Genomic DNA, 13,944 nt, shown 5'->3' with positions numbered 1-13,944 from the left:
AGGTAGAGACACGTCCGTTATAAAGAGGAGACTAAATTGTGAACAAACAGCTGCTATCACTATTGCGACGCAATAACCAGCCCCGGGATTGGAATGAAATTTCAGCTTCATTTGCTAAAAAGGGCAATTCTGTCAAAAAAGTCGGCCAAATCACTGATGAACCGACCTATGAATTCTTTGAAACTTACGCAGATGGCTTAGTCTTAGATCTGAATGCTATTACCATTTCTGTGCAACCTGTCTTGTCGTACATTCCCTATCACATTCATAATTATGTCGAGATTATGATTCCCTTAGTTGGCGAATGTACCGTTTATCTAGACAAGCAAGAATTGCATTTAAATTGTGAAGATGTTCTGTTTATTGGTAATCAAACCGCCCATAAGGTCAAACCGATACAAAAAAATGATATCGTTGTCAATATTGCCTTAAAAAGTTCAGCTTTTTCGCTCAATGATTTAAATTTTTTGCATCGTAATGGTGCCCGTTCCAATATTTCCAACCTTTTATTTGCGCTGTTGTCGAACAAGGATTATGGCGAAGGACGCTATGTTTGGTTTCAGGTGCAGCATCAACCCAAAATTGTGCAAACTATCTACGATATTATTGATGAATATTATCATTACGATATTCAATCCCACCAGATTATTCGCTTTAATATTCTGACCTTATTTTCCCGACTCATTCGCCAAGCGTATCATTCCTCAACCAAAATGCCGAGCATCAATAATTCACAGGTTAATCTATTATCTCTTTTACTTTATATTGAAAACAATTACCGCGATATCAAGTTAGATGATATGGCCCAACATTTTGGTTTCAATCCGAATTATTTATCAACTTATTTAAAAAAAGAAACTGGCCAAACTTTTATTCAATTAGTCCATTTACAACGTGTTAACACTGCAGCGGAATACTTAATTTATACTTCAGCACCAATTGAAAGCATCGCCGCACAAGTGGGCTATGAAAATCCATCTTATTTTTATAAGATTTTTAAAAAAGTTTTAGGTGTTTCACCTGATACCTATCGCCAACAATTTAAGTGATTTTCATTATTTTCTGGGTCATTCTAAGAATCAAACATACTTTATCAACGTTTTCAATCTAGCGTTTCCTTGCTGTCATTATTAAGATGAAGTTTAGATGTACTTCATTTAAAGAATAAGGAGCAAATTTGATGAATAAATTTCAAGAATTATTGCAGAAAACTTTAGTTCCTGTCTCCAACAAACTAGGACAAAGTAAAATTCTTCAAAGTATTTCGTCTGGGATGGTGATGACTTTACCAATTACCATCGGGGCATCTGTTTTTTCGATTTTAGCTAGTTTCCCAGTGAAATCAGTTAGTAACTGGTTCAACGCGATTCATTTGACCCAACCGATGAACGCTGTGGCAAATGGTTCCATGAACATTTTAGCCGTTTTTATCGCGTTCAGTATTGCTTATAATTATGCACAAAAAAGTAAGGCCAACGGTGTCATTGCTGGACTTTTTAGTTTAGCTAGTTTCTTCGTGTTAGCACCGCAAAGTGTCGGACATGGTAAACAATCAGTTGACGCTTTTCAAATTAAATATATGGGCAGCCAAGGCATCATTGTGGCCATTATTTTGTCCATTTTAATTGCGATGTTGTATGTACGTTTGAGCAATATTAAGCAATTAACCATCAAATTGCCAGATTCCGTTCCGAGTATGGTGAGTTCGTCTATTGAACCTCTGATTATTGGCATTATTATTTTTGTGGTTGTCTTTATTGTCGGCGCCGGTTTCAGTTATACTCCGTATCATGATGTATTTGATTTTGTGAACCAAATTATTACCACGCCATTAATCCATGTTGGCGGCTCACCTTGGACTTTGATTTTGATTATTACTCTGTCCAACCTGCTCTTTTTCTTTGGTGTGCACCCCGCAGCCATCCAATCAGTCATCATGCCCTTAGTCATTTCAATGATGGTGACTAGTGCCAAGCCCTTTCAACAACATCAAACCATTCCTTACCTCAAAAATTTAGTGGCATTTACTTTTTCGAACAACGACGCGGCTGGAGCCACTTTGAGTTTGGTCTTAGTTGCGTTAATTTTTGGTAAATCCAAGCGCTATAAACAATTCTTTAAAATTTCGTCAATTCCTAATTTATTCAACATCAACGAACCCATCGTGTTCGGTTTACCCATCGTCTTGAATCCGATTTTGTTTGTGCCTTTCATCTTGTCATCGTTAGTTTCTGGCTTTGTGGCTATTTCAGCAGTCAATCTCGGTTTTTTGACGAATTACAATCCCATTTTAAGCTTAGGAATGCCGTGGACAATGCCTAAAATTATTTCTAATTTCTTAATTATGGGTTGGCAAGGCATTGTGATTTGGTTGATTAACTTTGCCTTGATGTTTATCATTTATCTACCATTTTTCAAAGTTTTAGACCAGCAAGCTTTGGATGCCGAAGCTCAAGCAAACACAAAGGAGTAACTTTATGAGTATGATTCGAACTTTACCAACTGATTTTCCGTCAGATTTTTTATGGGGTGCTAGTACCTCTGCATTTCAAGTCGAAGGTGCAGCCCATGAAGCCGGCAAAGGGGTAACAGTAGCGGATTTGCGTTCACAAAAAAGTAAATATTTGGATACTTCCGTTTCTGTCGATCATTATCATCATCTCGAAGCAGATGTGGCATTGATGAAGGAATTAGGACTGAAAAGTTACCGATTTTCCATTAGTTGGGCGCGCATTTTTCCGCATGGTAATGACCAACAAGTCAATCAAGCCGGTGTCGATTTTTATAATCGCTTGCTTGACCTCCTTGTCCAAAATCAAATTGAGCCAATTGTCACCATGTTTCATTTTGATTTGCCGCAAAGTCTAGTGGAACAATATAATGGTTGGGCGAGCCGACAATGTGTAGCTGATTTTTATCATTATGCCAAAACTTTATTTGAATTATTTGGCGATCGGGTTAAATATTGGTTGACTATTAACGAACAATCATTATTGGCTAATGTGCCGGCAATGAATGGTTTGCAAGCTAGTGATACGCGTGAAATGCGGCAATTAGGCGAACAATCCAATTATCATATGTTCTTGGCACAAGCTAAAGTATACAATTTGTGTCATCAGATGTTGCCGCAAGCCAAGATTGGCCCGGCAGTGTCTTACATGACAACATTGCCTTACGATCATACCAGTAGTGATGTTTTAAAAAGTAAACAATTAGAAGATTTAATTGGTTATATTGACATGGATGTGGCAGTGCGTGGACAATTACCAAGTTATTATCTGCGTTATTTACAGGATAGCCAGATTCAACTCGTTACTCAACCTGAAGATGAAGCTATTTTCCAAACTGGTCGGGCAGATTTTCTCGGTTTAAACTGGTATTCCACAAGTATTTTCCGGCTCAATCAACAAGCTAACCCCAAGATGCTTGATGGTGTCATTTCCGGTGTGGAAAAGGTTCGTGACGATCGAATTATCAATTCGCAATGGGATTTTTCTTGTGATCCAAAGGGGTTACGCTATGCCCTACAAAAAGTCAACGACCGCTTCCCAAATATTCCAATTATTATTACCGAATGTGGCTGGCCGGACGCTGACATATTAGAAGATGGTCAAGTTCATGATTCCCAACGGGTTGATTACTTGAATGATCATATTTACCAATTACGCGAAGCTATTCGGGATGGTGTGAATGTTATATCATTTAATCCGTGGTCTTTTTTGGATTTAATTAGCGTCAACGACGGGATGAATAAGCGTTATGGTCTAGTTTTTGTTGACCGTGACAATCAATCCACCAAAGCACAAAAACGCTATAAAAAAGATAGTTATCTTTTTTATCAAAAAACGATTGTCAATCATGCCAAAAATGTAAAAATAATGAAAACTGAATAATTTTTAACCGAAAATCAAAAGCAAGCTCAATCTACCATTCCTTGGTGGTTGAGCTTTTTTGTTCCTTTTAAAGACAACCTGCGAAATCAACAGTTAATACCTGACTTTTGAATATAGAAAACCTCTTCATTACCCTTTAACATAAAAGAGTGTTACATATTCGAAAGGAGCACGACACAATGAGTCGAAAAAAAACGTTTTTAGCTTTAGGAATCTTAAGTATGAATTTACTTTTGATGACCGGATCTGTCATCGGTTCTGCAATCGCTGCCATGACTAAATCTTTTCCAAATGAACCTGTTTCCAAAGTCCAAATGGTTAGTTCTATTTCTCAATTAGGACAGCTAGTGGCAACCCTTTTGTTTACTTGGCTAACTTATAAGCTAACCCGGAAAAATATTGGATTGATCGCTGTTCTTTTCGTAGGAGTTAGCGGGATTATCCCCTTGATTTATCCGAATAGTCTGAACTTGATTCTGGCTTGTATGGTTCTATTAGGTTGTGGTGCAGGCTTAATTAGCAACGTGAGCCCCGTTTTATTGCAAGAACATTTTCAAGGTGAAGATCGGGCCAGCGTCATGGGTTGGTCTGTTGGTTTTAACAATCTTGGCATGATGATTTTTACTGCTCTGGGTGGTATTTTAGGCGGCTCTAATTGGCGAAATTTATTTTGGGTTTACGGTCTCGCCTTTGTTGTTTTGTTCATTGTTTGGTTCTTAGTACCGCAAGATCAAAAATTAGTTACCCAAACAGACGGCAATCAAAAGAAACAAAGTTTTTTTTGGCAATCAGTCAAGAATCTCAATTGGCGCATTTATGTCATTGTTATTTTAACGTTCTTCACATCGTTAGCTTTAATGATTTTTATGTCCAATCAATCTATTACTTTAGCTTCCCAAGGTCGCGGAACTGCATATACGGCAATTATTACGGCAATTGGTAATATTGGCGGCATTTTAACTGGTTTTCTTTTAAAATATATTCGCAAATTGACTAAATCGAATACCTTAGCCTTTGGCTTTGTGGCTTTTGCTTTGTCGTATGCTTTCGTCGTCTTTTTCCATAATCCCGTTTGTCATTTGATTGGCAACATGTTCTCTGGCATGGGCGTCGTTATGGTGAACGCAACGATTCAGTTCGAATTATCAATTTTAGCTGATGAACATCAATTCCCAGTAGTGATTTCGATGAATACCTTAGTTTCATCACTGGCAGGCATGTTTGCTCCAATTTTGTTGGCTGCAATCAAAATTCCAGCGGGCAATGCTTCTTTTATCGCCGCTACAGTGATGTGTGCAATTATTGCCGCACTGCTGTTAGTCAGCCGCATAGGTAAAAGTATTGAAAATCAAGCAACAGTTAAAACTGTTGAATAATTGTCTCTATCAAAAAAGGTTGTCTACTTAACTTAGTTAAAGTTAAAATAGACAACCTTTTTTGTTGAATTAAAAATTAGAATTGTTTTGTTGCAACCCTACAACAAAATGGGGTGTAGCATTGAAACATTTTTCACACATTTACTATAACATAATTTGGTCATCATCTAATTTCTAACTCAATCTTTTTTTGGTAAAGTGGCAAATATTTTTTGTGATAGATTTCTAGCAGCTGCTTGATAACCTGCTCATTCTTATTGGGTGTATAAATAGCTCCTGTTTCAACTGCTTGTTGCTTGATTTGCTTTTGATAGGAGGAAGCAATAATATTGGCTCCTTGTGAAACCGCCTCACGCTCCTCAATAATTTCAACATCAACAGCTAATAAATCTGCTCTTAACTGAACCCATAACGGATCAAGAATTGCTGGACCAACCAGCTTAATCTTACTGATCCTTTCACTGGTCATCGACTCTAAGGCATGTTTTAACTCAAAAGTTAAACCCAAGAACATTCCCAGAATCATCTCTTCCGTGGTAGTTTGAGTCGTAATTCCATAGATCAAGCCTCTCGTATTAATAGCTTTATTAGGACTACCACTTCCATTAAAATGCGGAATAATCCAAGGAACCCTCTCCAAAATAAATTGTTGATTTAAATATTGATTGTAAGCTGAATTCATCGCTGTCATGAACTGTTTTTCGTTCATAGCAAATCTATCGGTAAACCATTTAATCACTGACCCCGCTGAAGGCAAAGCGGTAAAAACTGTATAATATTTAGGATCTACATAGATTCCATGTGCAATCCCTGCTGCTTCTTTTTCTAAATCATTGGTCAAAGTGGGCGTGACTAGTAAAATACCCTCGGTTGTTCCCGTCGAATCAAAAATTTCATCGGATTTCTGTTTACTGACAAGCGAACCAACCATATGATCATGACCAGCAATAACAACTGTCACATCCTGCGCCAGACCCAATTTTTGAGCTAATGGAGCCAGCACTGTCCCAATTTGTTGACCAGCTGGATAAACTTTTGGAAATGAGACATTTTGAATATTGAAAATATCTTTTATCTGAGTCGACCAAACTCTTCGTTTGAGATCATAAACCATTGTCCGACTAGCTAAAGAATACTCTGTCGCGATTGCACCTGTTAATTGATAACAAAGATAATCTGGTATACAAAGCCAAGTATAACTCCGATTAGAGTCAACTTCATTTTCTAACAGCCACGCTATTTTACTAGCTGAATAATGAACATGCGCGGGTAAACCAGTGATTTGGTAAATTTCATATTTTTGACTGGCAGACAATCCATCAATTATCGCTTGCGATCGCGTGTCATACCAAGCAATAGCAGAACTAACTATTTGCCCTGATTCATCCAGTAAAACACCAGTTTCACCCACACTCGCAATGGCAATTTTTTGAATTTTTTTTCTTTGCGAAAGATCAATATGCAATAAATGATTTTCAAGCTCCCGTAACAATTGTGACAAATCAAAATTAGTATTGTCATGTACAACTGTTTTGGGCGTTGGAAATTTAATTTGTTGAATCGGCGCAGACTGTGTACCTCTGTCCCAAAGAGAAAGTTTCGTATTAGTTGTACCAACATCAATCGTTAGATTCATTTAAATCACTCGTTTTCTGAACTGCTTTTTTAGTTTCTTTATAAAGCCACCAAATGAGTAACCCGATGATTGGAATTAGAATTAATGCAATTGGATTCAATTGAAAAATTTTAACTAACCAATATCGTAAAGGATTGCCACCGTCTAAAAAAGCCGTTAAAGATCCTCCTTTAGCTCCTCCATAATTAACTGCATGCGCCATTTTGGTAATAGTTTTAGCCATTGCTGATGAAATATACAAGTCACCAATAATACACGGAATACTGATAATGACCGATCGAAAGACATCGCCATGGGTTGCTAAAACAATCATGGAACAAAAGACGGCTAAATTAGCCAAATCGGCTAACGGCATTGTTCCGTTCCCGGGTAAAATGAAAGCTAAACCCACAGCAATAGGCGTTAAGATCAAACCCGTCGAAATGACCGCAGGATTCCCTATTGCCACTGCAGTATCCAATCCGATGTATAAATTGCCACTATTTTTAACATGTTGATTTAACCAAGATTTGACTGCTTCAGAAATTGGCATTAAGCCTTCCATCAAGATTCGCACCATTCTCGGCAAAATAAACATTACCGCTGCAACATTAACCCCAATATTCAAAATCCTTTTAATATCGTAACCTGCTAAAATTCCAAATAATAACCCCAGAAATAAACCAATCATTAAAGGCTCACCCATAATTCCTAGTTTCTTCTGAATCGTCTGCGGATTAATATGAATTTTCTTCAGACCGGGGATATGATCAAAAATCCAATTACCCAGTAAACCAATCGGCCAAAAAGTAATTGCAGAAACTGTGGGCAAAGAAATCCCCGTCAATCCAAAATATTTTTCTCCATATGGTGCTGCCCAATCAGCCATTTTAAATACAATCACCGTAATAATCCCGGCCGCTAAGATGCCCAACCAAAAATTGCCTGTCACGTAATAAACTAAAGTTCCTGCTAATGCGAAATGCCAATAATTCCATAGGTCAACGTCAACCGTCTTCGTCAATTTAAAAGACAGCATCACAATATTAATCACAATCGTCATAATAATGACAAATGGTGCAATGGGTAGCCCCCATGTAATCGCTGACAAAGCTGGCCAACCCAAATCTGTATTCGGCAAATTAATCCCTACATGCTTAACCATTGCTTTCGCTGCCGGCCCGACACTGTTAGATAAAATGGAAATGACAGCGTTAATTCCCACAAAACCGACCCCTACGGTCAAAGCCGACCTGAGTGCTTTAGCTGGTTTTAATCGGAAAAACAAAGATAAAATAAATAGGAAAAGCGGCAACATGACACTGACCCCAAGTCCTAAAACGTACTGCACACCATTGTTTAATGTTTCAGTTATTCCTGACATTGAGATCACTCCTATTCACTAACTATCTGCAAGACCTCTTCTAAAACTTTTTGATCGCCAATTCCCGTAATTAAGGGTAACGCACTGATCACTGGCACATCTAAATCATACGGAACTTGAGTGGTGGCAACCACTACATCAACATCACTCATATCATATTGTCCTAACGATGAAACATTAGTCTGCACATAATCCACATCGACATTATGTGCATTTAAATAATCCATAGTTTTTTCGGCAGCTACCGTTGATGTTGCAATTCCCGTTGCACACACAAATAAAATATTTTTCTTTGAATTATTCATTTTTATCCCTCCAAAATTGCTTGTTTAATTGTACGAACCATTTCTTTTTTCGACATTGTCGTTAATTCACTCAGTACTTGTTGATCTTGAACAATGCCCATCAATTTTTGTAGCACATTCAATTGCTTGTTGGATTCACCTAACGCCAAAAGAAAAATTACTGAGACATCCACAAACTGATCACCAGAAGCCATGACCCTCATCAAAATTGGCTGCTTTAAAATTGCCACCGAAATCGCATTTTCGTTGACATACTCAGGATCCGTATGAGGAATTGCCACACCAATTGGTTCAGTTGGCAAACCTGTGGAAAATTTTTTCTCGCGTGCTTGAACTGCATTAGCATATCCAGATGTGACCAACTTTTTGGCTAATAGATTCTTACTCAAACTTTCAATTACAGCAGCGAAATCAGTTGGTTCCAAAAAATATTGAATAAATGATTCATCGAACGCGATACTTGTTTGAACTTCCTTAGTCAAAATGAAACCTCCTAATAAACCTTACTGGTCGAATTTTGATTCATCATTTGGATTTTTTGATATACAACGTCCGCAACCGCTTTCTTAGCATCCAAAGTGACATCAATCAAATCAAACCGATGCGGATCATCATTATAATCTTGACCGACTGCTTTGATATATGCATTCCTTAAATCACTGGCAACATTAATCTTGACCACTCCATAATTAACCATCTGTGCAATTTGGTCATCTGGAATGCCGGACGCTCCATGCAAAACTAAAGGTACGGGACAGACTGCTTCTATTTTTTCCAAAAGAGGAAAATCAATGTTTGGATCAAGGTTCAAGCCATGCACATTGCCTACAGCTATTGCTAATAAGTCAACCCCTGTCCGCTGCACAAAGTCGACAACTTGATCAGGATCTGTCTTGGCGTTACCCTCGGTAACATCATCATCTTCCTTACCCGCAATCGCGCCTAATTCTGCTTCAACCGGTATCCCATATCCTTCAGCAAACCTTACTGCCTCGGCAGTATGTAAAATATTTTCCTCGTAATCATATTTTGCATTATCTGTCATCAACGAGGTAAAACCAGCACGTGCGGCTTGTTTTACGGATTCAAAAGTCTTGCCATGATCTAAATGCAGCGCCACAGGAGTCTCCATATTAGCTGTATAACGTTTGACCATATCTGCAATATATCCGTAACCAGACAAAGAAACGTTCGTTGGCGCAATTTGAATAAACGCCGGAACTTTGCTTTTCTCCACAGCACTTAAAATCCCCATAGTTGTAATTAAGTCAGTCGTGTTAAAAGCCCCCGCCACAACATTTCTTTCCTGCACTATATCAATTAATTTAAATCCATTTACTAACGGCATTTGAATTATCCTTTCTGCGTTTTGACTATATACGTATATATACTTTTGAATACGTATAAAGAATAAACCGGTTTCATAGAAATGTCAACTCAAAATAAAAAATCTTTAAATTCATCTAACCCCCTCACCCGGGCCAAACTCCTTTAAAAATTTTTTGATGAACCATATTTTTACGACATTCTTCGTTGTGCCGTAGTTGTTAAAAAGTATTTATTTCCTTTCAACCAAACGGTTCCGTATTCTATCGGATCGTCGTTATCTAAATAGACTGATTGCGTCATTTTCAAAATCGGTGTTGCCTCAGGAACATCCAACAATTCCCCCCGTTGTTTGCCCACTGCCACAGCTTCATACGTACTTTTTGCATAAGAAATCTTGTGATGTGTTAATTCCTCAATTTTCCTAAATAAGCTCACATTATTGTAATCGACATCAATTAATTCCGGATAGTTCTGAATATTAATACGATTCTCAATCAGCATTAAATTTTCCGCATTGATCGACCTAATTCGTTCCAAATATAAAAACAGATTACTTGCCTCAATGTCTAGTTTTTTGGAAATTAATTGATCTGCCTTGCGAGTCTCCTTTTTCACCACAGTTGTCTTGTAATCCAAATTTTCTCTTTCCAACATTTCAGCAAAAGAAAATAATTGTTCATTTAACGGAAATTCTACTTCTTGTGAATTAACAAAGGTTCCTTTGCCTTGAATTTGGACAAGAGTTCCATCGTCAATCAGAACGGAAATCGCCTTTCGCATTGTTCCCCTACTAATACCAATTTTTTCAGCAAAAGTCTGTTCCGATGGTAATTTCTCGCCCTTAGCTAAAGAACCGTTATAAACATCATCACGAATGATATCCGCCACCTGCTTATAAATTGGAACCATAGAATCTTTATTAATTTCTATTTTCACGTTATCCCTCATAAATATTTGACAAATTTTATGTAAACCATAACATATATTTGAACCAAAGCGACTTTCAAGCGAATATCAGGCTCAATAAAGATCATGAAGACCATGGTTTAAGTACAGTTTAGCACTCAAAATCATTCTCAACAATTAACGGTAGATTAAAAGTTTCGGTAGAATAAATCTCAGTGGCAATGAGTTCATAATTCTATTAAAACCTTAGTCTTTTCAAAAAAATCCTATGATATAATCTTTACTGTAAGAAGTTTTATGGGCGGTAGCTGTTGATTATCGAAGGAGGTGCTTGCGTATGAGAATACGGAAGAAATCTGACGAAAGGCTCACAGCATTACTTGAGTGCCTACGAGGTACTAATGGTGTTAGTTGCAATAGACAATTTAGTGATCACTTTAGGCGATCTGATTGTCCAAATTATTGTAATTATCTTGAACCACAGAAAGTAAATAAAAAGCCGTCCTACCAAACTTTGGCGTAGTTTTAGGATGGCTTTTATATCTTAAAATCAAGCTACCGTCTTTAAAACGGCTTACAAAAGCTTAGTGTTAGAGCACTAGGCTTTTCCTTTTACATATGCAGTATATCACACGAATTAATTAAAATAAAAGTTTTTACTTTTGATATAATACCTCTATAAGAAGTTTTATGGGCGGTAGCTGTTTGTTCTCGAAGGAGGTGCTTGCGTATGAGAATACGGGAGAAATCTGACGGAAGGGAATTTGCAGCTTGACGACTTATCAAGCCTTGAGCTTAATGTTTCAATTCAGCCTGTTGATTTTGACCGTAATTGATCATAAAAATAAGTAACAAAAAAAGCCGTCCTGTCAAAACTTTAGCCAGTTTTAGGATGACTTTATCATTTTAAAATAACGCTACTGCCTTTAAAGCAGCTTACTTAGGAAAAGTCAGTGTTACCAGCACTGGCTTTTTTTACCTGAATATTATAACATGAATTCTATTTGTAATAACTAAATTGTTTCTTTTTTATTTTGTTTCACAAAAATAAATAATAATAGATCGTTTCATCCAATTTGAGAAGAATTATGGAATGATACAACAATTGCTCAACTTCACATTTGATTTACCAATTTGCAAGTAAACACTAATCTAAACTCTTCACAGACCAAATTTATTACTAATTTTTATTCGCAACATCAAAAGTACCGAATTTTCCTCCCAAAGGAAAATTCGGTACTTTTGTTAAACCTTAAGTTTTTACACGTACATAAAACTGAGCTCATCACCATGAAATCAAAGTTCTAATTAAGACAAGCTACCATCTGTGGCGTTAACCCATTCGTTGGTAGCAATACGGTAATAAGTTTGACCATTCCAGACAGCCTTTTTATCATACTTCCAAGAAGAATTTTGAATAAGGCGCACAGGAACGGGTTCAAAAGTATTATTGTCAGTCAACTTCTGTAAAGTAATGAAACCAGGTTGTGTTACAGTGAAGACACCAGATGACACTGGAGTTACGGATACACTGTTTTCAGAAAAATCAGCCGCACTACCTAATACATATTCATTCGTGGCCACACGATACAGTACCCGACCATCATTCAAAGTAACTTTGGTGTCAGTCCGCCAATCAGTATTGGCAGGCAAAACCCGACTTGGAATAGCCTTACCATCTTTAGTGTAAAGTATTGTGTTACTAGACTTGATATGCATAATGCCCGTTACTGGTACGGTTGCAGAAACTGTTGGTGCAGAGGTGTTGTTATTGTCATTATCGTTATCTGTTGTATCAGCCCAAGTATCGCTGGCTGCAGGATAATAAGAGCCGCCACCAGAAACGGATGATGTTGAAGTTGAACCCTTAGTTACATGTACTGTCAAAGTCGTTGTTCCAACAACTTGACCGTCTGACTTACTCAATATTTCAAGTGTTTCCTTAACATCGCCGCCATTTTGCTTCAATGTATCCCATAAATCATCAATCTTATCTTCATTAACAGGATTATCATTTACTTCACAAGTTTTATCACCATACTTAATTGTAGACTTCAGATCATATTGATCGGAAGCTTCCCACATAGCAACAGCAGTTTGGTTAGCTTCAGTACTTGTATCATAGAAATATTGAGCTAAACCATTTATTCCACCACCCATATCAACTAAACCAAAATGATCGTTATTAGGTTCACCTGCACTACCACTTGTCGTAGTACTATAAGTACCAACAACACCACTATGATTCAACAAAGGCAGTGGATTGTGTCCCATTTTATTCAATTGATCTGTGGTAACATTTTTAGGACTCGTTGAGAAATAGTTCATGAAATTATTTACTGCAGTATCATTAGACAAAACATTCACTTGCAAAACGATAGGCCGAACATCCGTTCTCACATTGCCATCGGTATCCAAAAAGTTAATTTCTTCTTTAACATTGCCACCATTTTGTAAAACATCATTCCAATCAGCTGCAAGTACACTAGCATTCCTTAATGTAGCTTGAACTCTGTCACCACCATTAAAACTTACAAATGACTTAAACTTATTATTTGCACCACTCTGCTTCCAAAGATTAATAGCATCTTGTTTACCATTCTTAGCATCATAAAAGAAACCTGCTAAATCATTGACTTTGCCAGTATCTCCCCCATCAACAAGTCCTGGCCCAGAATAAGTATCAACCAAACCACTCCAATTTAAAAGGTCAGCGGGATCATACTTAGCAGCGGCTTTTCTACTGAAAATTAAAGGTTTACTGCTAAAATGACTTACAAATTTATTAACCGTACTTGCATCTGCAATTTTAGAAGCATCAGAAGTGTTATCCTCTCCTGAAGTTGCTGAACTACCAGATGTACCAGCTTCTCCTGAAGTTGCTGAACTACCAGATGTACCAGCTTCTCCTGAAGTTGCCGAAACATTGCCACCTTGCCCACCATTGGGATCAGCAAATGCGGTTGTACTTGTAGAAACAATTGGTGCAGCAGCTAAAAGTGCTGCCAAAACGACGCCTGAGATTTTTAAATTTGAATGTCTCATCTTTTTCTTCCCCTTCTCTAATTAAAATACACCCTTATAATACTACTCGAAATCTAAAAATCAAATTATATATAGTAAAATGAGCTAATTT

General features: G+C 37.3%; 12 protein-coding genes. 5 read left to right on the top strand and 7 right to left on the bottom strand.

Features of this window, described 5'->3' with window-relative positions:
* Positions 1–38 precede the first annotated feature (38 nt).
* From MOO45_RS00900 to MOO45_RS00885, 4 genes are all read left to right on the top strand, one after another.
* Positions 39–1,049 carry an AraC family transcriptional regulator gene (locus tag MOO45_RS00900; protein ID WP_249514551.1) on the top strand — a complete coding sequence of 337 codons (1,011 nt, stop codon included), beginning with the start codon at positions 39–41 and terminating at the stop codon, positions 1,047–1,049.
* A gap of 131 nt (positions 1,050–1,180) precedes the next feature.
* Positions 1,181–2,473 carry a PTS sugar transporter subunit IIC gene (locus MOO45_RS00895; protein WP_249514550.1) on the top strand — a complete coding sequence of 431 codons (1,293 nt, stop codon included), beginning with the start codon at positions 1,181–1,183 and terminating at the stop codon, positions 2,471–2,473.
* 4 nt (positions 2,474–2,477) lie between these two features.
* Positions 2,478–3,893 carry a glycoside hydrolase family 1 protein gene (locus MOO45_RS00890; protein WP_249514549.1) on the top strand — a complete coding sequence of 472 codons (1,416 nt, stop codon included), beginning with the start codon at positions 2,478–2,480 and terminating at the stop codon, positions 3,891–3,893.
* Positions 3,894–4,072: 179 nt separating this feature from the next.
* Positions 4,073–5,269, top strand: a complete 1,197-nt coding sequence (locus MOO45_RS00885; protein ID WP_249514548.1) for an MFS transporter — start codon at positions 4,073–4,075, stop codon at positions 5,267–5,269.
* A gap of 163 nt (positions 5,270–5,432) precedes the next feature.
* Here MOO45_RS00885 and MOO45_RS00880 read toward each other — a convergent pair whose 3' ends face one another.
* The 6 genes from MOO45_RS00880 to MOO45_RS00855 form a co-directional block, all read right to left on the bottom strand.
* Complete coding sequence (locus tag MOO45_RS00880; RefSeq protein WP_249514547.1) at positions 5,433–6,905, bottom strand: FGGY-family carbohydrate kinase; 1,473 nt, start codon at positions 6,903–6,905, stop codon at positions 5,433–5,435.
* Positions 6,889–8,268 carry a PTS galactitol transporter subunit IIC gene (locus MOO45_RS00875; RefSeq protein WP_249514546.1) on the bottom strand — a complete coding sequence of 460 codons (1,380 nt, stop codon included), beginning with the start codon at positions 8,266–8,268 and terminating at the stop codon, positions 6,889–6,891. The genes MOO45_RS00880 and MOO45_RS00875 overlap by 17 nt, the downstream gene beginning before the upstream one ends.
* Before the next feature lie 11 nt (positions 8,269–8,279).
* A complete protein-coding gene (locus MOO45_RS00870) occupies positions 8,280–8,579 on the bottom strand; it encodes a PTS sugar transporter subunit IIB (protein WP_396022420.1) in 300 nt (99 codons plus the stop codon).
* Positions 8,576–9,055 carry a PTS sugar transporter subunit IIA gene (locus MOO45_RS00865; protein ID WP_249514544.1) on the bottom strand — a complete coding sequence of 160 codons (480 nt, stop codon included), beginning with the start codon at positions 9,053–9,055 and terminating at the stop codon, positions 8,576–8,578. The genes MOO45_RS00870 and MOO45_RS00865 overlap by 4 nt, the downstream gene beginning before the upstream one ends.
* Positions 9,056–9,066: 11 nt before the next feature.
* On the bottom strand, positions 9,067–9,921 hold the full coding sequence (locus MOO45_RS00860; protein ID WP_249514543.1) for a class II aldolase: 855 nt from the start codon (positions 9,919–9,921) through the stop codon (positions 9,067–9,069).
* Between the two features lie 170 nt (positions 9,922–10,091).
* Positions 10,092–10,838 (bottom strand): GntR family transcriptional regulator, encoded by a 747-nt coding sequence (locus MOO45_RS00855; RefSeq protein ID WP_249514542.1) that lies wholly within the window; start codon positions 10,836–10,838, stop codon positions 10,092–10,094.
* Between the two features lie 768 nt (positions 10,839–11,606).
* On the opposite strand from MOO45_RS00855, the gene MOO45_RS08170 reads away from it, so the two are divergent.
* Positions 11,607–11,660 (top strand): hypothetical protein, encoded by a 54-nt coding sequence (locus MOO45_RS08170; protein WP_396022419.1) that lies wholly within the window; start codon positions 11,607–11,609, stop codon positions 11,658–11,660.
* A gap of 456 nt (positions 11,661–12,116) precedes the next feature.
* Here MOO45_RS08170 and MOO45_RS00850 read toward each other — a convergent pair whose 3' ends face one another.
* A complete protein-coding gene (locus tag MOO45_RS00850) occupies positions 12,117–13,853 on the bottom strand; it encodes an SLAP domain-containing protein (RefSeq protein ID WP_249514541.1) in 1,737 nt (578 codons plus the stop codon).
* Positions 13,854–13,944: the final 91 nt, after the last annotated feature.

The organism is Bombilactobacillus folatiphilus (assembly GCF_023380265.1).
In the GTDB taxonomy this organism is placed as follows: domain Bacteria; phylum Bacillota; class Bacilli; order Lactobacillales; family Lactobacillaceae; genus Bombilactobacillus; species Bombilactobacillus folatiphilus.
The sequence above is the reverse complement of the archived record's forward strand: the minus strand, read 5'-3'. Positions and strand labels throughout refer to the sequence as shown.